Annotated in this window: 19 protein-coding genes; 10 read left to right on the top strand and 9 right to left on the bottom strand. The window is 55.9% G+C overall.

The window, feature by feature from the left end; all coding sequences use genetic code 11:
- Window positions 1-3: 3 nt before the first annotated feature.
- Window positions 4-1113 carry an AI-2E family transporter gene (locus AC2FD9_RS11935; RefSeq protein ID WP_496837034.1) on the top strand — a complete coding sequence of 370 codons (1110 nt, stop codon included), beginning with the start codon at window positions 4-6 and terminating at the stop codon, window positions 1111-1113.
- A gap of 102 nt (window positions 1114-1215) precedes the next feature.
- Here AC2FD9_RS11935 and AC2FD9_RS11930 read toward each other — a convergent pair whose 3' ends face one another.
- The gene (locus AC2FD9_RS11930) at window positions 1216-3195 is read right to left on the bottom strand and encodes a bifunctional 2',3'-cyclic-nucleotide 2'-phosphodiesterase/3'-nucleotidase (protein WP_496837032.1); all 1980 of its coding nucleotides are present in this window, start codon (window positions 3193-3195) and stop codon (window positions 1216-1218) included.
- Window positions 3196-3584: 389 nt separating this feature from the next.
- Here AC2FD9_RS11930 and bioB point away from each other — a divergent pair, with 389 nt between their 5' ends.
- From bioB to AC2FD9_RS11900, 6 genes are read left to right on the top strand one after another with little or no spacing between them, the layout of a single operon-like run.
- A complete protein-coding gene (gene bioB, locus AC2FD9_RS11925; RefSeq protein ID WP_496837030.1) occupies window positions 3585-4565 on the top strand; it encodes a biotin synthase BioB in 981 nt (326 codons plus the stop codon).
- A complete protein-coding gene (locus tag AC2FD9_RS11920; RefSeq protein ID WP_496837028.1) occupies window positions 4562-5695 on the top strand; it encodes an 8-amino-7-oxononanoate synthase in 1134 nt (377 codons plus the stop codon). The genes bioB and AC2FD9_RS11920 overlap by 4 nt, the downstream gene beginning before the upstream one ends.
- Window positions 5692-6312 carry a dethiobiotin synthase gene (gene bioD / locus AC2FD9_RS11915; RefSeq protein WP_496837027.1) on the top strand — a complete coding sequence of 207 codons (621 nt, stop codon included), beginning with the start codon at window positions 5692-5694 and terminating at the stop codon, window positions 6310-6312. The genes AC2FD9_RS11920 and bioD overlap by 4 nt, the downstream gene beginning before the upstream one ends.
- Window positions 6309-7595, top strand: coding sequence for an adenosylmethionine--8-amino-7-oxononanoate transaminase (gene bioA, locus AC2FD9_RS11910; RefSeq protein WP_496837025.1), 1287 nt, complete (start codon window positions 6309-6311; stop codon window positions 7593-7595). The genes bioD and bioA overlap by 4 nt, the downstream gene beginning before the upstream one ends.
- Window positions 7592-8212 (top strand): pimeloyl-ACP methyl esterase BioG family protein, encoded by a 621-nt coding sequence (locus AC2FD9_RS11905; RefSeq protein WP_496837024.1) that lies wholly within the window; start codon window positions 7592-7594, stop codon window positions 8210-8212. Before bioA ends, AC2FD9_RS11905 begins: the two co-directional genes overlap by 4 nt.
- On the top strand, window positions 8209-8967 hold the full coding sequence (locus AC2FD9_RS11900; RefSeq protein WP_496837022.1) for a methyltransferase: 759 nt from the start codon (window positions 8209-8211) through the stop codon (window positions 8965-8967). The genes AC2FD9_RS11905 and AC2FD9_RS11900 overlap by 4 nt, the downstream gene beginning before the upstream one ends.
- Before the next feature lie 6 nt (window positions 8968-8973).
- Here AC2FD9_RS11900 and AC2FD9_RS11895 read toward each other — a convergent pair whose 3' ends face one another.
- The gene (locus AC2FD9_RS11895; protein ID WP_496837020.1) at window positions 8974-12534 is read right to left on the bottom strand and encodes a PA14 domain-containing protein; all 3561 of its coding nucleotides are present in this window, start codon (window positions 12532-12534) and stop codon (window positions 8974-8976) included.
- A 179-nt stretch (window positions 12535-12713) separates the two neighbouring features.
- Here AC2FD9_RS11895 and AC2FD9_RS11890 point away from each other — a divergent pair, with 179 nt between their 5' ends.
- From AC2FD9_RS11890 to AC2FD9_RS11880, 3 genes are all read left to right on the top strand, one after another.
- The gene (locus AC2FD9_RS11890; RefSeq protein ID WP_496837018.1) at window positions 12714-14417 is read left to right on the top strand and encodes an ABC transporter transmembrane domain-containing protein; all 1704 of its coding nucleotides are present in this window, start codon (window positions 12714-12716) and stop codon (window positions 14415-14417) included.
- Window positions 14414-16507, top strand: coding sequence for an ABC transporter transmembrane domain-containing protein (locus tag AC2FD9_RS11885; RefSeq protein WP_496837016.1), 2094 nt, complete (start codon window positions 14414-14416; stop codon window positions 16505-16507). Before AC2FD9_RS11890 ends, AC2FD9_RS11885 begins: the two co-directional genes overlap by 4 nt.
- 65 nt (window positions 16508-16572) lie before the next feature.
- Window positions 16573-17835, top strand: coding sequence for an HlyD family type I secretion periplasmic adaptor subunit (locus tag AC2FD9_RS11880; protein WP_496837014.1), 1263 nt, complete (start codon window positions 16573-16575; stop codon window positions 17833-17835).
- A 64-nt stretch (window positions 17836-17899) separates the two neighbouring features.
- Here the strand turns inward: AC2FD9_RS11880 and AC2FD9_RS11875 are convergent, their stop codons facing one another.
- From AC2FD9_RS11875 to AC2FD9_RS11845, 7 genes are all read right to left on the bottom strand, one after another.
- Window positions 17900-19756, bottom strand: coding sequence for an SLC13 family permease (locus AC2FD9_RS11875; protein WP_496706322.1), 1857 nt, complete (start codon window positions 19754-19756; stop codon window positions 17900-17902).
- A 224-nt stretch (window positions 19757-19980) separates the two neighbouring features.
- Window positions 19981-20445, bottom strand: coding sequence for a preQ(1) synthase (queF, locus tag AC2FD9_RS11870; RefSeq protein ID WP_496837012.1), 465 nt, complete (start codon window positions 20443-20445; stop codon window positions 19981-19983).
- A 16-nt stretch (window positions 20446-20461) separates the two neighbouring features.
- Window positions 20462-21163 carry a 7-carboxy-7-deazaguanine synthase QueE gene (queE, locus tag AC2FD9_RS11865; protein WP_496837010.1) on the bottom strand — a complete coding sequence of 234 codons (702 nt, stop codon included), beginning with the start codon at window positions 21161-21163 and terminating at the stop codon, window positions 20462-20464.
- Window positions 21160-21513, bottom strand: a complete 354-nt coding sequence (gene queD, locus AC2FD9_RS11860) for a 6-carboxytetrahydropterin synthase QueD (protein WP_496836317.1) — start codon at window positions 21511-21513, stop codon at window positions 21160-21162. The genes queE and queD overlap by 4 nt, the downstream gene beginning before the upstream one ends.
- Entirely contained in the window at window positions 21513-22211 is a 699-nt protein-coding gene (queC, locus tag AC2FD9_RS11855; RefSeq protein ID WP_496837008.1) for a 7-cyano-7-deazaguanine synthase QueC, read from the bottom strand. Before queC ends, queD begins: the two co-directional genes overlap by 1 nt.
- Before the next feature lie 117 nt (window positions 22212-22328).
- Window positions 22329-23048, bottom strand: a complete 720-nt coding sequence (locus tag AC2FD9_RS11850) for an aspartate/glutamate racemase family protein (protein WP_496837007.1) — start codon at window positions 23046-23048, stop codon at window positions 22329-22331.
- A complete protein-coding gene (locus AC2FD9_RS11845; RefSeq protein ID WP_496837006.1) occupies window positions 23045-23749 on the bottom strand; it encodes a GntR family transcriptional regulator in 705 nt (234 codons plus the stop codon). Before AC2FD9_RS11845 ends, AC2FD9_RS11850 begins: the two co-directional genes overlap by 4 nt.
- Window positions 23750-23816: the final 67 nt, after the last annotated feature.

Below are 23816 nucleotides of genomic sequence, written 5' to 3'. Positions count from 1 at the left end.
AAGTTGAATGTAAGCCTTGAACCCGGCACAAAAGGAACCACCCGTCCGACCGAAAGCGAAGATATGCTGCTGTTTAATGTGACAAAACTTGCATCTGGCCTGATCGTCGCTGTTGTCATCGGCTGGCTGCTGGTGCTGGGCAAAAGTATCCTTCTTCCGGTGCTTCTAGGCATAATCGGGATATACATTCTGGACTCGACCGCCTCGACAATCGGCCGTGTTCCGGGGTTGCGCCACATTCCACGCCGCGGGCGCCGTTTGCTTGCGCTGCTTGCCATATTTCTAACGTTGGTTCTGATAGGGGTCTTTCTTGAGGCAAACGCGCAAGCGGTCGCCCAGAATATCCCGCGTTACCAAACCAATTTAAAAGCGTTGATTGACTCGGCAATGGCGATGTTGGGCGTCAAAAAACTGCCAGATTGGTCCACGATCGAGCAGACGATTGCTGGCAAGTTCGATATTTTGGATTTTGTGCAGGGGACGCTTTCCACAGTGCAGGGTTTCGGGACGGTCATGTTGATGACAATCCTTTATATTGTGTTCATCCTGTCCGATCTGGATGACATGCCGGAAAAAGTTAGAAAGGCTTTGGGTGATGCCGAAACAGCTGACCGGTCGCTGCAAATCGTCGCCCAGATCAACCAGAAGATTGGCAGCTACCTAAGTGCAAAGACCCTGATCAACGTCATTTTGGCTGTGATCTCATACGTGATCATGTTGTTGCTTGGGATCGAGTTCGCAATGTTCTGGGCCATATTGATCGGACTTTTGAACTATATTCCGTACCTGGGTTCCATTGTTGGCGTTCTGTTTCCCGTAATGCTGAGCCTCGTGCAATTCGGCGGCATCTGGCACGCCGTTGTCGCGCTGATCGCGCTTATGGCCGCTCAGCTGTTTGTCGGAAACTTCCTTGAACCCCGCTTGGTCGGAAACTCGGTGAACCTGAGCGGATTTATGGTGCTGTTTTCGCTGACGATCTGGACCGCGATGTGGGGTCTGGCAGGCACCATACTGGCGATACCGTTGACTGCCGTGGTAATGATTATCTTGTCGCAAATCCATTCTACGCGACCGCTGGCGATTTTGATGTCAGAAAGCGGCGAACTTGACTGATTGCTCCAAAGCCCGGTTTTAAGTGTTTAAAAAATTCGCCATCTTCGGTGCGCGACCGCCACCCATTAGTCGGGGTGGCAGCCGGCTTAAAATCTTTGACGTTTAAAGTTTAATGCGGAACGCGGCAAAACCATCGGCGCCTTCGCCTGCGTCTTCGATCACCACTCCTTTGACATCGCTCATATAGTCGCGCGCTTTGGGGCCGGTTTCGAAAAGCACCGTGGTATCTGCGAGCGGGGCGAAGGACCAGTTGGCGTCCGCTTTTGGATCAATTGTGCCCTGCTCGACAATGTAGCGAACGATGACGTCGCGGTTGGTATCGGGGGCCTCGAAGACAACCGTGTCGCCCAATGCGCCCGGGAAAGACCCGCCGCCAGACGCGCGGTAATTGTTAGTGGCGATAATGAATTCCATGTCATCCGTAACCGGCGTGCCGTTGAAGGACAGGTTCACAATCCGCGCCGCGTCTGGGTTCACTTCTTCGCCTTTTGGTCCAAATCGCGAGGGCTGGGACAGGTCGATCTGATAGGTCACGCCGTCCATTACATCAAAGTTGTAGGATGGGAACTCTGGGTTCAGCAGGATTGCGTCGGCCGAGCCCGGCTCGACCTGATTGAACATGCCTGCCGAACGCTCCAGCCAGCCTCGAACCTGTGCCCCGTTCACGCGGACCGCCCGCACGGTGTTTGGATAGAGGTACAGGTCAGCCACGTTTTTGATAGCCACATCGCCCACTGGAACGTCGGTATAATACTCTGGCCCACCACGCCCACCGGCCTTGAAAGGGGCGGCGGCTGATAGGATGGGCAGCCCTTCGTGCTCGGTGCCCTTCATCATCTCTTCAACATACCATTTTTGCGCGATCGACACGATTTGCACCGATGGATCATCCGCGACGAGTGCGAAGTAGCTGTGCAAAGGCGCGGACGTCTTCCCAACGGCGCGGCGCACATAGGCCAGTGTTTCGTCGTGATCTTTGGCGACCGAATCCAGCACGGTCTGGTCGTCGCCAACCAGCGCGGTGATTGAGCGATCTTCGTTGCGCTTTGAGATCGGGCGCGCCTCGGACGTCGTTGTTACAACGCGCCATTCATTCCCGTCGCGTTCCAGCAACAGGTCCAGCAGACCCAGATGCGAGCCCCAGAAACCGCCCATGACTGCTGGTTTGCCCATCAGCGTGCCTTTTTCGACGTCGATACCCGGGCGATCCGCGAATGTAGGCGAGGGGAAGACCAGATGATTGTGGCCCGTGACCAGCGCGTCGATGCCATCGACGCCGGCCAGCACGACCGAGGCGTTCTCCATCCCACCAGTGTGATCGGCCTCACCGATGCCCGAATGCGACAGGGCGATGATCAGATCACAGCCTTGCTCTTGCATTTCTGGCACATACGCTTTCGCCGTATCGACGATGTCGCGGGCCTGAACCTTGCCTTCCAGATGCTTGCGGTCCCAATTCATGATCTGAGGTGGGGTAAAGCCAATGACGCCAACCTTGATCGGATGCTTACTGCCGTCGCCCATTTCAATCTCGCGGTCGAGAATGGCGTAAGGCTTGACCAGGGTCTTATCGTCGCGTGGCCCCGCGCCTTGTTCCTTGGCAATATTGGCCAAAACGACAGGGAAATCCGCCCCGGCGAGTGACTTTTCCAGAAAATCCAAACCGTAATTGAACTCGTGGTTGCCCAAAGTAGCGGCGTCATAGCCCACGGTGTTGAATGCGGCGATGATCGGATGGCTGTCGCCTTCTTTCATACCACGCTCATAGGCGATGTAATCGCCCATCGGGTTGCCCTGCAAAAAGTCGCCATTATCCACAAGCAACGAGTTGGTTGCCTCTGACCGAATGTCATTGATGATCGATGCGGTGCGCGACAGGCCTACCGTATCGCGCGGCTTGTCTGCGTAGTAATCATAAGGGAAGACATGCACATGGATATCGGTGGTTTCCATGATCCGAAGATGCGCCTGATTGTCGGCAGCAGCGGCCGAAAACGGGTGTAGGGTGATTGCGGCGGCGCTGGCCGTAGTTGTGGCAAGGAACTGGCGGCGAGACATCGAAAAATGGCTGGAGGAGGTCATTCGGAACCTTTCAATATGTTGGCTAACGCGCCTTCTGCATGACTTACAAAACAACCGTGTGACACTGGTATCCAAAGCGTTTGCAGCGGCGCGGCGCATGCGGGAATGTTTGGTACTGATGCCCATTGTGATCTGCTTACCCAATCATGGCAACATGTGTCGATTTGAGACGGTTGATTATCGCGCGGTGCATATTGCGGAAATAGCGACAGCGGCATTGGGATAGAATGTTCCGCATCGTTTGCTAAAGCGGCGTTGGCACAGCGGACCATTGCAAGCATCCGCGTTTTTCCGCCTGAGTGACGCAGATGGTAAAATTTGGTTGTGATAACGATCTTTATCTATAAAAGAATGTGTAGCCATGAGAGTTCTCGAAAAGTATCTATAAAATGAAAAATACCTTCCCGATATGGTCCCGCGACGCTGCTCAAGCTCTGTATGACCTTCCGCTGATGGATTTGCTGTTTCGCGCGCAGACAGTGCACCGGGAGAACTTTGATCCCAACAAGGTCCAGACATCGAAACTGCTGTCGATCAAAACAGGTGGCTGTGCCGAAGATTGCGCCTATTGCTCGCAATCAGCACGGAACGGATCCAAACTGTCGGCCTCGAAACTGATTGAGGTTCAGCGCGTTCTGACCGAAGCCCGCAAGGCCCGCGACGGCGGTGCAACCCGTTTCTGCATGGGTGCCGCATGGCGCGAACCCAAGGACCGCGACATGGATGCGCTTGTCGCAATGGTCGAAGGTGTGCGCGAGATGGGGATGGAAACCTGCATGACCCTTGGCATGTTGGACGATAATCAGGTGGTTCGTCTGCGCGATGCGGGGCTGGACTACTACAACCACAACATCGACACGTCCGAGCGGTACTATCCCGAAGTCATCACAACACGCACCTTTGCGGACCGCATTGACACGATGAACCGCGTGCAGGATGCGGGCATCAAGGTCTGTTCCGGCGGCATCCTCGGGATGGGGGAAGAGGTTCAGGACCGGGTCGATATGCTTGTCACTTTGGCCAATATGAACCCGGCGCCGGATTCAGTGCCGATCAATATGCTGATGCCGCAGGAAGACACACCATTGGCAGACGCGAAGCCCATCGACCCGATCGACTTTGTGCGGGTAATAGCCGTGGCGCGGATAATGATGCCGCAGTCTTATGTTCGTCTGTCCGCAGGGCGCAGCGATATGAGTGAGGAATTGCAGGCCATGTGCTTCTTCGCCGGTGCGAACTCGATCTTTGTTGGTGAAACGCTTTTGACGGCAGAAAACCCCGAAGAAGACACTGACGCCATTCTGTTCAAGAAGCTGGGTCTACAGGCAGAAACGTCAGTTGAAAAATCCTGTCTGGACGCTGCTGAATGAAGGCATTGAGTCGTCTGAGCTCGATGCTTGAATTGCTGGGCACCCGGCATCGTCGCCGGGTGTTGGCACCTCGGCGCGGTCGGGACTTTGCTTCCAACGATTACCTTGGTTTGGCACAATCATCGCTCCTGCGGGATGCAGCCCAAAAGGCATTGGGGCGGGGTGTGCCACTGGGATCCGGGGGCTCTCGTCTGTTGCGGGGCAATCACCCTGAGCATGAGGCGCTGGAACATGAGGCTGCCGCGTTTTTCAACGCTGAGGCGGCTTTGTTCATGGGCGGGGGTTTTCAGGCAAATCAGGCAATTTTTTCGACCCTCCCAGCAGCCGAAGACCTGATCCTTTATGACGCTTTGGTTCATGCCAGTGCGCATGAAGGCATGCGGATGGGGCGTGCCCAAACACGTGCGTTTGCCCATAACGATGTGGCAGCGGCCCGCCTGGCAATTGAGGGATGGTTGGCAGAAGGCGGAACAGGCCAAATCTGGATCGCCGTGGAAAGCATCTATTCCATGGAAGGCGACATTGCGCCTCTGAACGCGCTATCGGATCTCGCCCTTGAACATGGTGCCATATTGGTCGTGGACGAGGCCCACGCGACCGGAGTTTTTGGTCCGAACGGTAGAGGCTTGGCACATGGCCTGAAGGCTGATCTGCTGACTCTGCACACCTGCGGGAAAGGATTGGGGGTTTCGGGCGGGTTGATTTGCGGCCCGCGGGTGATGATCGAAACACTGATCAACCGCGCGAGGCCGTTTATCTTCGCGACAGCCCCGTCGCCCTTCAATGCGGCCTTGGTTCGGGCGGTGCTGCAGCATCTGCAAACGGATCGTTCGTTGATACTGAACGCCCAGTCCCGAACCCGCCACGCGCATACCATCGCACGTCAGTTCGGAATACCCAAAGGGGCGCTTAACAGTCACATTATCCCCATCATTCTGGGTGGTGACGCCAAAACCCTGGAAACGGCCGAAAAATTACAGGCCAAAGGTTTTGATGTCCGTGGTATCCGGCCGCCGACCGTGCCGCGGGGCACGTCGCGCTTGCGCGTGTCGATCACTGGCAACGTGGGCAAGGATGACATAAGCGCTCTGTTCGAAACACTGGCGCATCAACAGACGGAGGCGGCATGAGCGCTGTTATCGTCACAGGCACCGACACTGGTGTCGGAAAAACGGTTTTTGCTGCGGGCCTGACGACCGCGCTTGGCGCAACCTATTGGAAGCCGGTGCAATCCGGGCTTGAGGATGCAACGGACACAGAAACCGTCGCGGCGCTTTCCGGTGCCGAAATTTTGCCGGAAGCCTATCGCCTGAACATGCCAGCCTCACCACATTTGTCGGCCGAAGACATGGGTGTCGAGATTTCGCCGGATCGGCTTGCGCTGCCGCAGGTTAACGGCCCCTTGGTCGTCGAGGGGGCAGGCGGGATCATGGTGCCGCTGAACCGCAAGACCTTTTTCCTTGATGTCATCTCGGGGTGGCAGGCACCCGTGGTTCTGGTGGCGCGGACCGCATTAGGCACGATCAACCACACAAGCCTGTCCCTGATGGCCTTGCGGGGTGCAGGTTGCAACGTCGTCGGTGTAGCGTTCGTAGGCGACGCCGAACCTGAGGTTGAACAGACCATCGCTGAGATGTGTCAGGTTACCTATTTGGGACGCTTGCCGTATCTTGAAACCCTGACGCGGGAAACGCTGTCGGATGCTTTCGATGCGATTGACACAGCAACAATTCGGAGGGCTCTGTGACTGCTCTGGAGTTTGATGCCCGCCACCTTTGGCATCCCTATACGAATGTTCTGAACCCCGGTCCGATGCATCTTATCACCGAGGCCGAAGGGGTATGGCTGATCCGCGAAGACGGCACTCGGATGATCGACGCTATGTCGTCGTGGTGGTGTGTGGTGCACGGGCATCGTCATCCGGCCATTACTGCTGCGATGCAGGAACAGCTGCAGCAAATGCCCCATGTCATGTTCGGTGGCCTGACGCATCGACCCGCAATTGACCTGGGACGCAAGCTGGTCGAGCAGTTGCCTGACGGGCTGGATCGCATTTTCTACAGCGACAGCGGATCGGTCGCGATTGAAATCGCTTTGAAAATGGCCGTGCAGTTTCAGATGTCGCTGGGTCACACGGGGCGCACGCAGTTTGCGACCATTCGCGGCGGGTATCACGGGGACACATGGAAAGCGATGAGCGTCTGCGACCCCGAGAATGGGATGCACGGGCTGTTCAGTGGCGCGCTGTCGATCCAACATTTCCTGCCACGCCCGCCTATATCATTTGACCAGGAATGGACGGATGATCCAACCCTGAATGGGCTGGATGCTTTGGAAGAGCTGCTGGAAACCAAAGCCGATCAGATCGCGGCCCTGATCCTTGAGCCTGTGGTGCAGGGCGCGGGTGGTATGTACTTCTATCACCCCAAGTGGCTAAAAGGCGCGCAAGACCTGTGTAAAGCACACGGAATTCTTGTGATTTTTGACGAAATCGCGACCGGGTTTGGTCGCACGGGCGAACTGTTCGCGATGAACCACGCCGAAGTGGTTCCGGACATCATCTGTTTGGGCAAAGCTTTGACTGGCGGCCATATTACTCTGGCCGCGACCGCCACGACTGAAGATGTCGCGCGCCGAATTGGGGAAAGCGAAGCCAGCGTTTTGATGCACGGCCCGACCTATATGGCCAACCCGCTGGCCTGTTCTGCCGCGGTGGCCAGTCTGGACCAACTATCGGTCAGAGATTGGCGCCTCGAAGTGCACGCGATCGCCGACCAGATGAAGCAAGAGCTTGCCCCCGCACGTGAATTGCCAGGCGTTGCCGATGTGCGCGTGCTTGGCGCGATCGGGGTCATCGAAATGGAGCAATGGGTTGATCCTGCGGTTGCGCATGCGCTGGCACCCGATGCCGGCGTTTGGTTGCGCCCGTTTGCCCGCAACATCTATTGCATGCCGCCTTACATCATCTCTGCGAATGAATTGAGCCGTGTAGCATCGGCCATGATCTCGCTCGTCAAAGGCATGTCATGAAACAGCGGTGGTTATCGCGTTCGGGAACGGACGGGTTGATTCTGGTTTTTGGCGGTTGGGCGCTGGGGGCTGCGCCTTTTACTGGACTTACAGGGCGCGGCGATGTGCTATTCGTCGACGACTTCCGCCACTTTGACGATCCTCTGCCTGATATTGCGCAATATGACCACGTCAATTTGATTGCCTTTTCTTTAGGCGTCGCTTCTGCGGGCCACTGGCTGGCGCAAACTGGGTTTCGTCCCGATCGGCTGATTGCTATCAGTGGCACGCTATGTCCGGCTGACCCCGAGCGTGGAATCGCACCGGATATGATCCGCGCCACAGCGGATAATCTGACCGAAGCCAGTTTCGCAAAGTTCTGTCGCCGTGCTGGAATGAACAGGCCGGTTCCTGAAATTGATCTGGAGGCTGCGCAGGCAGAGCTTCACGCCGTGATCGACCGTGGTGGCGCACCCGAGGTGGCGTTTGACCGGATTTGGATCCCCCAGCGGGACCGTATTATCCCGACCCCCGCGCAAGAGGCGGCATGGGCGCACCAACAAGCTGCCGTGCGTGGTATTGCCACCCCGCATGTCCCGTTTCGCGACGGTCAGAACTGGCAGGAGTGGGTCGCATGAACGTACAGATCGCAGACCGCGTTCAGCGCAGTTTCAGCCGCAGTTTCCGCAGCTATCACGGCTCGGCCAGCCAGCAAGCCAAAATCGCGGATCGGCTGGTCCAAGAGATGCGGGTCGGCGGCGCGCCGCATCGTTTCGCGACCGGATTGGAATTTGGCTGTGGTACCGGCCACCTCACGCATCGGGTGTGTAGCGCATTCGATATTGGCCAGTTGACGGTCAATGACCTGTCGCCCGAAGCAGCTGAGACCGCAACAGCGGTCGGCGCAGACTTTTTGTGTGGTGATGCCAAAACTGTTGAATGGCCACCTCAGCCCAATTTGGTCATTTCCGCATCCATGATCCAATGGCTGTTCGATCCCGAAGCCTTCTTGCAAAAGGCGGCCAACGCATTGGCTCCTGGAGGTTGGTTGGCGGTTTCAGGCTTTGGACCAGAACAGTACCGGGAGCTGATGAAAGTCGGCTCCACAGCCAAAGCGCCGGGCCTGTGCCGATCTGAAGATTTGGCCGCGGCGGTCGAAGGCCGGTTAGAGATTATCAGTTGCGGCGAAATTCTCTCTGCATTGCGCTTTGATACGCCCCGAGGCGTTCTCAATCACCTTCGAAGAACTGGGGTCAACGGGCGCGCGCAGAAGGCCTGGACCAAAACCAGCCTTGCCCAATTCTCGGAACACTATGTCCGACACTTTGGTGACGATGATGGCGTGACCCTGACATATAACCCAACATGGATCGTGGCCCGCAAACAAGGTTGAATATTGCTACCAATCAATGCGCTCATAGGCTTCGGTCTGGATACACGAGATCTCAGAGCTCGGGTTGGTCAGTACTGTTTCGGCCATGACATCAACGTCGGTTTCCGCGTCACTTTGCGACTGATCTATGTGCCACGACGCCGGCGGTTCAACCTGCATTGTCGCAGCAAGCGTTTCGGACAGATCAAGGGCAAAGTCTTTTGCAACTTCATCTGTTTGCCCGACGTCCAGTGCAAAGGGAATCTCCGAGGTCAATTGCGCCCCATTAAATCCGGTGTCCGTCACCAAGATTTCTCCGTCGATTGAGCCTTCGAATCCTGGGGGCGGGGATATCTCAAGAAAGTCGAGATCCCAGCCGGACAGATCCGCCGAACCGCCATCAGTCATCAGTGAATCCTCACCGCTGATCAGAAGCGTATTTGGTGGTAGCCCTTCCAATGATACAACAGCCTGATCACTTGCTTGGTCCAGCTCGATTGCGACTTCAAAAGCCCCGTTTTCACCAAAATTCGGGGCTGGGTCGGCCTGCAAAAGCTCACGCCCCGTTGTGTCGGGCCCATCCCATTCCAATTTCAACCCCGCACGGCCGTAGTTCTCAAAATACCGAACTTCGATATCATAAGTGCCAGGTTCCAGGTCGATTTCTCCGGACCGCGTCCGGAACCCATGCAGACCATCATTGTCCACAATCCTAACCCCGTTGACGAAGACTGCTACGCCATCGTCCGCACCGGCAAAAAAAGTGTAGGAGCCGCCTTCTTCTATTGTGATCTTACCTTCGAGCTTTGCCCCAATCGTATCCCTTGAACCGCCTTCCCAGAATGAGTTGCGACTGTTTTCAAAATTGATTTCAGGCACAAATTCCCGATGCGCCGGGTCAGCGGACCAGTCGATGTCGTCCAACTTTGACAACCTGTTGTCCATGTCAAAATAACTGGCACGGAATCCGCCCACAATTTTGACATCTGGTGAGGGCAGGTCGGCCTGAGTTACTTCGAAAGTCAGGTATTGTACGCCGTCGTGACTGCTGTTTTCACCGGTCGGCGTAGAATGATGCAGGGCCGCTTCGACTATTCCCGCAAACTCTGGCGGCGGTGTTATGGTGATCATCTCACCTTGCCAGCCTTCCATCTCTGCGATCCCGTCCGCGTTTGCTGTGAATGCGGTTCCGCCAGCCTCGACAATTGTTCCGGTGGGCAGACCTGTCAGTTCGAACGTGGTTTCATCGGTCACGCTGAGCGTTCCCATATCCACATCAATGGCCAGCGGCATCCCCGAAACGGTTTGGGCCTCGGACATGTCCGGGGCTGTAACCACCTCACGTCCGTCAAGACCTGGGCCCTCCCATTCAAGCTTCAGTCCAGCCCGGCCGTAATTTTCGAAGTATCGGATTTCGATCGAATGTGTTCCCGGTTCAAGCTCAACTTCACCTGTTCGAGTTCGAAACCCGTGTAGCCCATCATTTTCAACGACCGGTTGGCCGTTGATTACCAACATCGAGCCGTCATCGGCGCCCAGAAAGAAAGTGAATGTTCCGCCTTGCTCAACCTCGATACTGCCATTGATCTGGACGCCAAACGTGTCTTTTGCGCCTCCATCCCAGAATGTGTCGTGACCGTTAGCGTAGTTGATTTCGGGCTTAACTTCTTCATGGGTCGGCTCTGCGGTCCAGTTGATGTCTTCCAGTTTGGAAAGACGATGATCAACGTCGAAGTATTTGGCGTGAAACCCTGACGAAAACGTCATCTCGTCCGTATCTGCCACATTGACCGTAAAGCTTTCGATCTGACGTAACCCGCCTTCGTCAATCACCGTGACATCAATAGTGACCGAGGATGCCTCTTCATAGTCCATTGCCACGCCGGGTTTCAGACGCAGTTGATTGTCAATAACTTCGAACCGGTCATCCGAGATTTCAAACTTATGGGTGTCGTGCAAATCCGCATCCACGAAACTGAGTTGCCCCACAACGGCCCCATCGACGTTTTCGGCCACTGTCTGCTGCGCGGCGGTCAGAGTGATGTTATCAACCAGGGCGCCGTAGGTATCATTCTGGCCCTCAGGTTCGCGCAGTTCCAGCGTGTCTTGCCCGGTTCCAACAACCTGCATCTGGAACGTCTCCCAATCAGCGGATTGCGGGTCCAGCTCCGCCACCAGATTGCCGTTCCAATAGACCTCGACTGTATCGGTTCCACCTGCGAGGCGCTCACGCAGGTCAATGCCCAGATCATAGAGCTGACCATCCTCTGTCTGGACGACCTGGGAAATACTGTCGATGCCCCGACCATGATCCATCTCGAGCAGCTGATCGCCATCGGATGCACTCGTACCGCCTAAATGATCCCAGATTTCCATTCCATGTGCGTCTTGCCAGGATCCGCTTTCATCCGAGCCAAAGCCTTTCCACCTGCCTTTATCCAAGTCAAATTCTTCGAAACTGCCATTCTGAATGAGGTTTTCAGAGGTGTTATCCAGCACAAGACCTATCGGATTCTCGTTCAAATTCTGAACCTCCACGATGAAACTCTCGGCCAGGGTGGCCCCACGAGAGTCCTTGACCGTGACGTCGACTTCTATCTGTGCCGTTTCCTCATGATCCAGTGCAATCCCGGGCTTTAGTTGTAACTTGCCGTCAACGATGTCAAAGCGGTCGTCCGAGATGTCAAAGCTGTGCATGTCCGACGCATCCGGGTCGACGATCGAGATGTTTCCGATCACCGCGCCGTTGGCGTTCTCGGCGACTGAAGTGTTGTCCAGCACAAGGCCTGTCGGACCCTCGTTCACATCCTGAACCTCCACGATGAAACTCTCGGTCAGGGTGGCCCCGCGAGAGTCCGTGACCGTGACGTCGACTTCTATCCGTGCCGCTTCCTCATGATCCAGAGCAATGCCAGGCTTTAGCTGCAACTTGCCGTCAACGATGTCAAAACGGTCGTCTGAGATGTCAAAGCTGTGCGTGTCCGACGCATCCGGTTCTACGATGGAAATGTTTCCGATCACCGCGCCATTGGCGTTCTCTGCAACAGATGTGTTGTCCAGAGTGACCTCTTGCGGCGCGTTGTTTTCGGTCTGTGTGTCGGTTGAAACTGCCGGCGCTGCATCCAGATTGGGTACGCTTGGCGGCTCTGGACGAGAGGCCGGACCGCTTACATGGGTTTTTCCCACACCTTCGGTTGTTTGGGGCGTTGAAATTGCAGCACTGATTGTTTCCATTCCGGCCGCGCTTTCGTCAATTTCCGTCGCCTCTGCCTTGGGGTTCTGTGCAATTGACCCAGCCGACGAGCTCGTTGAATGAAAAGTGTGGGCGACAGGATCAGTGTTTGTGACGTTGCCGGATTGTTGTGCATGCACGGTGCGAGGGTTCAACTCTTCCGGGGCACCCTCGCTCCGAATGTTAGGTTCCATTGTCCCAGAGAACTGTTGGCCTGTGTGTAACGAACTGCGCGTCGGATCTTCGCTTGGCCCGACAACATTGCGGGAAAGATGAGAGGCGATCTCGTGTTTTTCATCCCTATCCGACGGTACGGACCTTGGGTGAAAATTCAGGTCGTTCTCTTGTTTACCCATCGCACAATTCCCCAAACAACAGCTGATTCACTGAATTTGGTAACACGCGTCCGCCGATATTTGGCAACTAAGCGTTTAAACTTAAAGGTAAATCCTAGGCAAGATGCGTCGGAGAATTTACGGGTCTTAAATGGAAACCGGCCACTCCTGCTGAAATGATCGAGGGGGTGAAAAGCATCATGGAACCGCGTGGATTTGTTGGTCGTATTTCGGCTCCTCACTTTGATTTCCCGCTTTGGGTTGCCTCTCTGACTATGAATGTTCTGTCGCTTTTGATGCCGATTTCCATCTTGCTGATATTCGATCGGGTTATCCCATTTCAGTCTACAGACACGCTGCGCGTATTGACGGTGGCACTGGTGATCGGAGCCTTTTTGGAGCTGTTGCTTAGACAGTGCCGTGCCGTCCTTTTGACAACCACGGCTGAGGGGGCAGCGGTCTGGAATTACCACCGCTTTATGACCAAAGTCCTGAACGCGAATTCTCTGGCCTTCTCGCGCGAACCCGCCAGCAATTATGCGGAACGCTACGCAGCTATCGGCCAGTTGCGGGACTACCATTCGGGACAAGGGCAAACACTCTCGATTGATCTGCCCTTTACGGTCTTGTTTGCGATTTTGATCGGATTGATCGGGGGGTGGCTGATTTTGGTGCCATTGGGCGCGTTCTGCGTTGTGATCATCTTCGCAGCGGTCATGAAGCGGGGGCAGTGGGCTTTGTTCAAGCACCGCAAGTCCCTGGACACACGCCGATACGCGTTCTTGACCGAGATTTTGTCGAACATGCCCACGGTCAAGGCAAACCGGATGGAGCCACAAATGGCCCGCCGCTTTGAATTGCTTGAAGATCAGACCGTCGATAACAGCAAAAAGCTGATCCATTTCTCGGGCTTTGCACAAAGCTTTGGAGCCATCTTTTCGCAGATGACTGTTGCTGCGATGGGGCTGCTGGGGGCCTACCTGGTGATCATCAACCTGATTGGCATCGCCGAATTGGCCGCCTGCATGCTGTTGAATGGTCGAATTATCCAGCCTTTGACCAAACTGATGGCGATGTGGGTTCAGTCGGAAAACTCTGCCATTTCACAAGCACGATTGCACGAAATGGAACAGCTTGAAATCGGGCAAAGTGTAGGGCTTTCCTACGATCACTTGGGTCAGATCATGGTTTCCGGTTTGTCCATGCGCCGTTTGAAAGGAGAGGGGGGAGCTTTCTCGCCCCTCAACATTCAGGTGGAGCAAGGGCAGGGCGTTTTGATTGAGCCCGAAGAAAGCTGGATGGTCGAAGCGTTGTTTGACGCAATGACGGGGCAGCGAGAACCAGATGAGGGCAGCTTGTCCATTGGTGGCATACCGGCCTCACAGCTGATCGGGTGGCGCGGGCACGATGCGCTGGTTGCGCTCGAAGCCGAGCCCGCGATCCTGTCGGGAACACTGCTTGAAAACATCAGCGCTTTTGGTGACGCAGAGACCGTTGATCGCGCCAAGCAGATTGCCGTCGCACTTGGGCTAGAGAAACGCATTCACCGTTTGCCCATGGGTTATGCAACCCAGCTTAACACCGGAACCGGGTTTGAGGCCGACCCGGTGAACCGTCATCTCATTGCATTGACACGGGCCTTGGCTCTGCGGCCGCGGGTGCTTTTGATGAATGAACCAACAGCGGTTTTAGATACAACGGAACGCCAAGCTCTGGCGGATTGCCTCCAATCCATTTCACCGCGGCCTACGATGTTTGTGGCAAGCCCGGACCCTCGGATGAGGCAGATAACGCACAAGTGCGTTCGCTTAAGTTTGTCAAACGCCCTGGATCTGGCGGCATGGGCGGTAGACGCAGATCTTGAACGGACTGCCGCGGAAGCCATGAAAAAGGGTGCCGCATGACCGTAATGAATACTCAGATTGCAAGCGGGTTGCTATTTAGACTGCTATTGGCGGGCGGTTGGCGCAATAATGAAGACCGGCTGCTTGAGGCGTTTCCGCACGTGCTGGATCGGCTCCGCCCGGATGACATTTTCGAGACGTTGGAAAACCTCAATATCCCCTACACGCAGATCAGATGTCGTGAACGCGAGATCACGGATCACGAATGCCCGGCATTGATCATACCGAGCAATGGTGCCTGCTACCTTGCGTTGGATCGGATAGGTGGCACGCTGCAAATCAGCGACGATCTGAACCCAGATCTGAACCACCTTAAGCCCGGCCGCCGATGGTGCACCGTCATCCGGATCGACCGCTTCACGCATCACCAGACAGACAGGCGGTTCACATCTGTCCGCTCGGCATTCGCAGAATTAGGCCCGATGTTGCCCTGGCTGCTGATCGCCTCGTTGTTGTCCAACGTTCTGGGGCTTATGGCTCCATTGCTGATCATGGGCATCTACGAACGAGTCATCCCGTCGGGTTCTGTTAGTTTGCTGGTTTCGCTGATGATTGGTGTGGTGATTGTGGGGGCGTCAGACCTGTGCTTCCGCCATGCGCGCACGCGGGCGCTGGCATATGTTGGCTGGCGTGGAGAGCGTCAGTTGATGGTTGCCCTGTTTCGCAAACTGATGTCCTTGCCGCTGAGCCAGCTCGGGAAAGCGGATGTAAACCAACAGCTATCGCGTTTTCGCCAATTCGAATCCTTGCGCGATGCATTTACCGGGCAGGTCATGACGACCCTTCTGGATCTGCCATTTGTGGTGATTTTCTTTGCGGTCCTTGCATATCTCGCACCGCAGGTCGGGCTGCTGACGCTCGGCTTGGCGGTCTTTCTTGTCTTGCTTGGTGCAATCATCATCCCACACCAAAAACGGTTGGATCAAAAAACGGCAGAGGCCGCCGCCGCTAGCCAGTCGGCCGTTCAGGACGCTATTCTTCACCAGCGGGCCATTGCAAATCTGGGGATGCAAAACCAATGGTTGGACCGCTGCATGCCTCTTGCAGAGCGAGCAGAAGCGGCCGCGCGCCGCAGCCGTCAGTTTCAGGCGCTTGCGCAATCATTGGCTCAATCCGTCACGGCACTTGCGACGATGGGGGCAATCATCTTGTGTGCGCATGGAGCGTTGCGCGGTGATATCAGCTTTGGTGCGTTGATCGCTTCGATTGCGTTGGTGTCCAAAATTCTGGTGCCGATTCAGTCTCTGTATTCCAGCTTCCCCCAGATCCTTTCCTTCCGAAGCAGTCGAAATCAAGCGGATCGTGTCCTTGAACTTGGCGAGGAGATCGAAGTGGGGCTGGAACAAACGCACCAAAAAACTTTATGCGGCTCGATTATGTTTTCCTCTGTCACGTACCGGCCGGACCCTTTGAACGCGCCTGTCCTTTCGCAAGCCAGTTTCAACTGTGATCCGGGCGAAGTGGTACTGGTCATGGGCCGCGATGTGGCAGGTCGCACAGCGGTGCTTGATCTGATCGACGGCCTCAATACGCCTTTGGCTGGTACGATTGAACATGACGGCATCGACATTCGTCAGATTGCCAGGGACGAATTGCGTAAATCCATAACCTACACCACCTATAACATGTCGATGTTCTACGGCACTGTTGCCCAGAACTTTCGATTGGCTTCGCCGTCTCTTACTGATGACAACATAATGTCTGCTTTGACCGACATGGATTTGCTGGATGACCAAGGGCTTCTGCCAAACGGCATCGACACTCGTTTGACCGACGGTGACCTGGCGCAGATGCCATCGGCAACCTTAAAGTCGCTGGTCCTTGCACGCAGCATGGCGCGACTTTCTTCGGTCTATCTGTTTTCCGAGCCAACCAACGGCCTTTCCGACCATCGACGGGCGTGTTTCAGAAACTGGATCCGCGCGCAGCAAGGGCGCAAGACAGTGGTCATAGCAACGGCGGATCGCTCATTCATGCAGATTGCAGACCGCTTCATCTTTCTGAACGGGGACAAGGTTGTCGTGAACAGCACTGGTGATGCGGGGCGCAAGAAACTTCAGGCCGTATTGAAAACGCTTGGGAGGGAATAGTGAAATCAGGTTCAAAGAAAAGTGACACGTCCGGTCCAATGGAACGCGCAAATTGGAGGCGTCGAATGCGGCGGCCACGATTTGCGGCTTTCCTGTCGCTTGCGCTTTCCGCCATGGTTGGATGCCTGGTGGTTCTGGCAGGGCAAACTGCTGTTCCCCAGGTCACCCGCGCCACAGGGACGATCCTGCCAGTTGGCGCGTATCCACAAATCGAAACGATGCCCGGCGGCATTGTCCGGGCTGTTCACGTCCGCGATGGTCAGTTGGTTGAAGCGGGGGATTTGCTGGTTGAGCTGCATCACCCGGATCTGACGCGGGAAAGAGATGTTACGTCCGGCCAGCTTGCTGCGGTTCAGCGAGACTTGGCCACAGCGTCTGCTGTACTGGCGGTATTGGATCGCGAAGCTGTGCCTGACAAGGCGGAAATTGATGCGCTCAAGGGCAAGGGCCTGACTTCTGCGGCCGCAAGGCTGGACCTTTATGCTGAAAGCCAACGCATTCAGCTGGCCTCGATCAAACAGCAAGAAGGGACGTTGGATATTCTGATACGGGCCACGCAATTCGCGCAGGACCGCGTTCGAAAGAAAGAGGAGATTCTTGAGAGATACGCACAGTTGCGGACGCAGGGTCTAAAATCCCTGAGCGATTTCCTTGAGGAAGAGGATGAAGTGGACGCGGTTCGCGCGGCTGCATCGGACGCCCGGGTGCGCCTTGCCGAAGCCCAGAGCGCATTGATGCTGGCCCGCGCAGCCAAAGCAGAAGAAACCCTGGCGTTGCGAGATGAGGTGCTGACCCGATGGGCCGAACTTGAGCAAAAGCGCGTGGAGTTGGAGATATCGCTAGACGTCGTAAATTCCAAATTGTCTGCACTGCGTATTTCTGCCCCAGCACGTGGAACTATTCAGGCGGTAACATTTCCTAACCCAGGGGAAGTCATCGCGCCGGGCGAAGTGATTTTTGAGATTTTGCCAACCCGTCGCGCCTTGGTCGTAGAAGCACGTATCGCCAATTCCGAGGTCGGCCATGTTGCGGTGGATCAGCCGGTTTCAGTAAGCGTAGACACGTTTGATGCCAGGCGTTTCGGTAAGGTTGAAGGACGCCTGCAATCCATCTATCCTGTGCCTCTGACCGATGAACAAACCGGTGAAACCTATTTCAGGGCCTCGTTTCAATTGGCCGAAACCAAGGTTGGTACGGGCCCGTGGGAACGTCCACTTCAAGCTGGGATGACTGTTGTTGCGGAAATGACGACGGGCGAACAGACGCTGCTTTCCTACCTGTTGAAGCCTGTGCAGATGACAATGGAACGTGCATTCAGTGAGCGGTAGTTTGCAGCTGCAGAGCGTCAGCGCATTGTCAGCACCATGGACCCATTCCTGCTTGCCTAAGCGGTCAGTACAGCAAATTGAGCATCAGGAGTGAAACAACAAGAAACAGGATCGTCATGACCCCCCCTGAGCGCACAAAGTCCATGACTTTATACCCTGCAGGACCCATGATCAGGGCGTTTACCTGATGGGTCGGGATTATGAAGCTGTTCGATGTTGATATGGCAACCGTCAGGGCAAACACGGCCGGATTTCCGCCAGCTGCCACCGCAATGGAAACGGCCAATGGCACAAGCAGAACAGTGGCGCCGACATTGGACATCACCAACGAAAACGCCGTAGCCAGAACCGCAACGCCTGCCTGAAGGGACCAGATCGGCCAGCCGTCCAGAATGATCATGATCTGTTGTGCAATCCACGCAGCCGTGCCGGTATTCTGTACCGCCTGACCCAATGGAATAAGGCATGCGAGCAGAAAAACAGTATTCCATCCGACCGCACGGTAGGCTTCATCGACACTCAACACACGTGTCAGCATCATTCCCGCGGCTCCGGTTAATAGACAGAGCGAGAGCCGAATGTCGGTGAACAGGATCATCGACAAGGAAACGGCGAAAAACGCCAGCGCCCAACCGACCTTTTGCGGGCGCAGTTCGTCTTGCGGGAAGTCGGTGGTGACGACCACAAAATCGGGATCGCGCTTGATCCGCATCAAGTTGTCCCACCGTGTATGGGCCACTAGCATGTCGCCTGCGTGAAACTCCTCAAGCCCGATTTGAGTGGACTCGTGCGTTTCGGATTCAACATGGCTGAGCGTTTCTTCGCCGCGATGAATGGCAAGCAACGACATGCCATATGTTTTGCGGAACAATAGCTCGCGTGGGCATTTCCCAATCAGTTTGCTGTCGGGTGTTATGACAACTTCGGCGATGCCTGCATTGGTTGGTGCGAATTCTTCGACAAAGATGTCCAACGCCGGCAGCACGGTCAGCCCGTATTTCTGCGCAAACTCCTCTACGACCCAGCGTCGACCAATGATCGCCAACCGGCAAGGTGCAGCAATTTCGGCCGTCAGGACCTGAACCATCGAGGTTTTGCCGCGATAGAATGTCGAAATGATGTACAGGTGGTTTTCGTGGTTTATGTCGGCCAAAATCTGCCCGACCAAAGGGCTTTCGGCTGGAACGATTACTTCAAAAACATCGGCTTTCAGGCCGTAGACACGTTGCAGATACTCCTGCGTTCCCTGTCCGGTTCCAGTGTTTTCCGATCCCTCATCACCCGGTAAAACCCACCGACCCAGCAGCAGAAAGTAGGCAATGCCAGTCAGGATCAGAACAATCCCGATCGGCGTCACAGAAAACAGGCCGAACTGTTCCATTTTCTGACCGTCGGGCAGGCTATTGTTGGCTGACTGGATCAGATCGTTCAGCAATATAAGAGGCGAAGATCCGACCATCGTCATTGTTCCGCCAAGGATGGCGCAGAATCCCATGGGCATCAGCAAGCGCGACAACGGGATGCCCGATCGGGAAGATATTCGACTGACGACCGGAAGAAACAGCGCAGCGGCCCCAACGTTCTGCATGAACGAGGAAATGACCCCAACAGTGCCCGAAATAATAGGTAGCACGCGTTTCTCGGACGTACCGCCATATTTCAGAATAACAGCGGCGACTTTGTTCATTATGCCGGTCTTGTCGAGGCCCGCGCCGACGATCATGACCGCGATAATGGAAATCACCGCATTGGATGCAAATCCATCAAACAGGTGCGGCACGTCAGCGAGTTTTTCGAGCCCGGGCGCGTAACTGAGAAGGCCGATAAGGACCAGAACAAGTATGGCAGAAAGGTCAATTCTGACGATTTCGGATACAAAGAGAAATACGGTGAAGGCAAGAAGGGCGCAAACAACACCCATCTCAAAGTTAAAAGCCACCTGTTCCACAAACGTCACCAGGAATTCGTTCTTACATTAAAAGAACATCTAACCCATCAACGCTGAATTGTCATGATGTTTCAAAACCACAAGCTTGGACGAAACAAAATTACCACCAGTGCCAAAGCGCCACGTTTCGAACCGGTGTAGGGGCCCCTTTGATTGCTTGTCAGGCTGGGGCCTACACGCCTCTCAAATCATCGTGGTCAACCACGCCCACGGTAAGGCGGCACACCCTGATCCGGGATCCAGACGCCTTCGGGCGTTGGGCCAGTTTGCCAGAACACGTCGATCGGAATGCCCCCGCGCGGATACCAGTACCCTCCGATACGCAGCCACCGGGGTTCCAGAAACTCTTGCAGCCGGCGGGCAATCGAGATGGTGCAATCTTCGTGAAAGGCACCATGATTGCGGAACGAGCCCAGAAACAGCTTGAGTGCCTTGCTTTCCACCAACCACTGATCGGGCACGTAATCTATCACCAGATGGGCAAAATCCGGTTGGCCCGTCATTGGGCAAAGCGAGGTGAACTCGGGCGCGGTAAAGCGCACGTTGTAATCCACATCAGCCTGCGGGTTCTGCACGCGTTCCAGAACCGCCTCTTCCGGGCCGGCTGGCATTTTGGAGTCTCCGCCCAACTGGGTGAGGTTGCTGTAGATACTATCAGTCATCTTGTCTCTCCTGTGGTCAGACGCCGCGTTTGTTGCCCCAGATCAGCACGTGTAGCTGGGGCAGAATGCGAGGCGCGAACCATCCAGCATTCAAAGTCTTGTCGATCAGCCATTCCATACGGCTGGTGGCATTGTTCAAATCAACCGGGCTGGCCGGATCGGCTTCCGGGTTACCGGGTTGAAGATACAGCGGAAGGTCCGGATACCGGTCGGCTACGCTGCGTGCCCAGTTAAAATCCGTATCGTCAAAGATCACGATCTTGAGGACAGTTTGCGCGGGGCGCACGTTGAGGCAGGCGCCAAACGCCGTCCAATCCATATCCTCGCCACTGCTGGGGGGTTTCGGGCTGAGAACAAGCATAGCAAGGTCGGAAAACCACGGCTTTGCGATTGACCCTTGGGTTTCGCATGCAAAGGCATAGCCTTCCGCTTTGCCCTGCCGGATCAGCGGGCCAAAGTCCTGAATCGCAGGGTTGCCGCCAGACAGAGACACGGTCAGTGGCCGCCCGCCTGACAAACGCTGAACCTCAGACCAGACGGCCTGCGTTTCCATTGCTGCCCAATCGTGGCGATAGGCGCTGTCGACAGCATGGAGGCTGTCGCACCAGCTGCACCGGAAATCGCACCCGCCCGAGCGTACAAATACCGTCGGCTGACCGATCAGCGCGCCTTCGCCCTGTACTGTGGGGCCGAAAATTTCTGATATTCTAAGGGTCATGGGCGATACTCGGCCCATGTCTTGGGCGTCTCGGACACTTTCACCGCAGCGGTTTCGGGCCAGCGGGCCGCGCACCAGTCAAAGAAATGCCGCGCAAGGTTCTCTGCGGTCGATACGACGTTCAGCACATTGTTCAGATGCCGGTGGTCGAATTCATCGTCGATATAGGTCTTAAGCGGTTTCAGCTCGTGGTAATCCCGCACGAACCCATCCGCGTTCAACTCACGCTGGGCCAATTCGACCACGACGACATAGTTGTGACCGTGCATCCGGGCACACTGATGATCTTCGGGCAGGTGGGTCAGCTGGTGCGAGGCGGAAAAGTGGAACTCTTTGGTGATCCGGTACATCAGACCTGTGCCCCCGCGATGGCCGACTTCCAGAATTCGGCGTCTTCGTATTGCGTCGGGTCCGGCACACCGGCCAGATCAAACGCCTCGCGCCGTTCAACGCATGTTCCGCAACGGCCACAATGCACGTCGCCGCCCTTGTAACAGGACCACGTCTGATCGAACGGGGTATCCACGCGCGCGCCTTCGCGGACAATATCGGCTTTGCTGCGGTGCACGAATGGCACATGCAGCGCCACATCCGCGTAACCGTCCAACGCGGCGCGCTGCATGGTGTCAAACGCATCTGTGAATGCCGGACGGCAATCGGGATAGATGAAATGGTCGCCGCCATGCACAGCTGTCGCGACTGCGTCGTCACCCTGCGCTGCTGCCACGCCATAAGCGATGGTCAGCATGATCGCATTGCGGTTGGGGACAACCGTGACCTTCATCGTTTCTTCCGCGTAATGCCCGTCAGGCACGTCCACATCGTCGGTCAAGGCCGAGCCTGTCAGCGACGCGCCGACAGAACGCAAGTCAATCACGTGATGAGGCACGCTCAGCCGCTCTGAACAGAGGGCCGCGAATGTCAGCTCTTTGGTGTGGCGCTGGCCATAGTCGAAAGACACAAGCCGTGACAGGTTTCCTTCCGCGGCCAGCACATGCGCAAGCGACACGGAATCCAGTCCGCCGGAGCAGACCAAAGTAGTTTTCATGTTTTCAGTCCTTGTTTTGATAACCGGGTAGGCTGCGACCGGCGGGCGGGACGCTTACGGTCTTTTGCCGGTAAGCGCAATGCACGAATTGGTGGAATCGAACGGCCGTTGTGCCTCCTAAGGACCGGGGAAGCGCGGCGGCAAAAGCCCGGCCTGAAACCAACTGACCAATGTCACGATGGAAAAGACGGGCAATCCTGTGGCGCGCTGAATATCTGCCGCGTATGGGCACATATTCGTGCATTCCAGAACAATTGCACCGAGATCAGGGTTTTGAAACTGCAACGCAAGCGCGGCATCAACGTTATCGGCACGGGCCTTATCAACATCCAGGGCAAGTTCGTTCCCAAGTATCGCGCGAGTGAATTCGTGCCCGCCTTCGGTGGAACCAATGGGTGTATCGTCGGGAACCTGAGCAGAGCGCAGATGATCACTGGTCAAAGTGGAGGCAGAAATGGTCAGAACCCCCGTGCGTTTTCCGGCCGGAAGGATACCGTTCACCATCTGCACCTGCATCAAAGATGAGGTCACGACCGGAACCGGTACAGCCTCGGACAGCTCTTTCTGAAACAGGGACAGAAACCCGCAATTGGTGGTAATGCCGTCCGCGCCGTCCTTGACCAGTTCACGCGCGGCATCGATGAATGCGTCCAACATGCCCTCGGCCCGGTGCCGAACGACCAGGTCCGGCGAGGCATCCCGCACAATGCGATAGAGCACCGGAAAAGGCCATGTCAGCGCATTTCCCATATCACCGGGGATGCGTGGGAATTGGGCGTCTAGCATCAGAATACCCACCGACGCTCCGTAAATGGATTTGCCACCTTGGGCGATCATCCTTGCGCCTCCTCGATAATGCGGGCCGAGATGTCTTCGGACCCTTCCATGTAGATACTGGATATCCCGTGGCGCACGGCGTCCTGCACCTGATCTATTCGCTTGGAGATATGGGCACCCAGTACGCGCGCGGCCTCATCCGCGTCGCGATCCAGCAAGGCCTGCATGACCCGTTTATGTTCGTCTTTAGAGCGTTGAACCCGATCCAAGCTCATGGAAACCCAGCGGATATATCGGATGCGTTCGTTGATCCGGGTCAGGGTTTGCACCAGTTCGTTGTTGCCCGATAGCCTGGCAATGCCCAGATGAAAATCTTCGTCTCTGCTAACCGCTTCTTCGACGGTAAGGCCGGTGATGTCGATGCCGGTCGCGTAAAGCTCATCCCGAAGTGTTTGTAGATCTTTGTCAGACGCCTTCGCGCAAGCAATGCGCGCGGCGGCGGATTCGATGATCTGGCGCAACTCGAACAGATCAAACACGCTCTGCGGGTCCAGCGGGCGGCAGAAAAAGCCCAGGCCAGGGCGAAAGTCGAACAGGTGTTCGGCCACCAACCGGTTCAGGGCCTCGCGCAGGGGGGTTCGGCTGACGCCTAATTCCCTCGACAAAGCCACTTCGTTTAACCGATCACCGGGTCGAAGGTGAAACGAGACGGCCATCGCCTTTACCTGATCATAGATGTCGTCAACGCGTGGACCTGCCATAAGTGCCGCCTTTTTCCGTTTGCCAAGGGGTGCCACAGGTTGCTCTTGAAATCAATATACAAAACTG

It is taken from the genome of Ruegeria sp. YTSC230 (assembly GCF_059609665.1).
This window is presented reverse-complemented; position numbering and strand designations above follow the sequence as displayed.

Excerpts from the sequence above, each read along its gene's own strand:
- AC2FD9_RS11875 (WP_496706322.1), bottom strand. The coding sequence starts at position 19,756 with ATGGGTGTTGTTTGCGCCCTTCTTGCCTTCACCGTATTTCTCTTTGTA.
- AC2FD9_RS11890 (WP_496837018.1), top strand. The coding sequence starts at position 12,714 with ATGGAACCGCGTGGATTTGTTGGTCGTATTTCGGCTCCTCACTTTGAT.
- AC2FD9_RS11850 (WP_496837007.1), bottom strand. The coding sequence starts at position 23,048 with ATGATCGCCCAAGGTGGCAAATCCATTTACGGAGCGTCGGTGGGTATT.
- AC2FD9_RS11900 (WP_496837022.1), top strand. The coding sequence starts at position 8,209 with ATGAACGTACAGATCGCAGACCGCGTTCAGCGCAGTTTCAGCCGCAGT.
- bioB (WP_496837030.1), top strand. The coding sequence starts at position 3,585 with ATGAAAAATACCTTCCCGATATGGTCCCGCGACGCTGCTCAAGCTCTG.
- queE (WP_496837010.1), bottom strand. The coding sequence starts at position 21,163 with ATGACCCTTAGAATATCAGAAATTTTCGGCCCCACAGTACAGGGCGAA.
- bioD (WP_496837027.1), top strand. The coding sequence starts at position 5,692 with ATGAGCGCTGTTATCGTCACAGGCACCGACACTGGTGTCGGAAAAACG.
- queC (WP_496837008.1), bottom strand. The coding sequence starts at position 22,211 with ATGAAAACTACTTTGGTCTGCTCCGGCGGACTGGATTCCGTGTCGCTT.
- AC2FD9_RS11880 (WP_496837014.1), top strand. The coding sequence starts at position 16,573 with ATGCGGCGGCCACGATTTGCGGCTTTCCTGTCGCTTGCGCTTTCCGCC.
- AC2FD9_RS11895 (WP_496837020.1), bottom strand. The coding sequence starts at position 12,534 with ATGGGTAAACAAGAGAACGACCTGAATTTTCACCCAAGGTCCGTACCG.
- AC2FD9_RS11905 (WP_496837024.1), top strand. The coding sequence starts at position 7,592 with ATGAAACAGCGGTGGTTATCGCGTTCGGGAACGGACGGGTTGATTCTG.
- AC2FD9_RS11885 (WP_496837016.1), top strand. The coding sequence starts at position 14,414 with ATGACCGTAATGAATACTCAGATTGCAAGCGGGTTGCTATTTAGACTG.
- AC2FD9_RS11930 (WP_496837032.1), bottom strand. The coding sequence starts at position 3,195 with ATGACCTCCTCCAGCCATTTTTCGATGTCTCGCCGCCAGTTCCTTGCC.
- queD (WP_496836317.1), bottom strand. The coding sequence starts at position 21,513 with ATGTACCGGATCACCAAAGAGTTCCACTTTTCCGCCTCGCACCAGCTG.
- AC2FD9_RS11845 (WP_496837006.1), bottom strand. The coding sequence starts at position 23,749 with ATGGCAGGTCCACGCGTTGACGACATCTATGATCAGGTAAAGGCGATG.
- queF (WP_496837012.1), bottom strand. The coding sequence starts at position 20,445 with ATGACTGATAGTATCTACAGCAACCTCACCCAGTTGGGCGGAGACTCC.
- AC2FD9_RS11920 (WP_496837028.1), top strand. The coding sequence starts at position 4,562 with ATGAAGGCATTGAGTCGTCTGAGCTCGATGCTTGAATTGCTGGGCACC.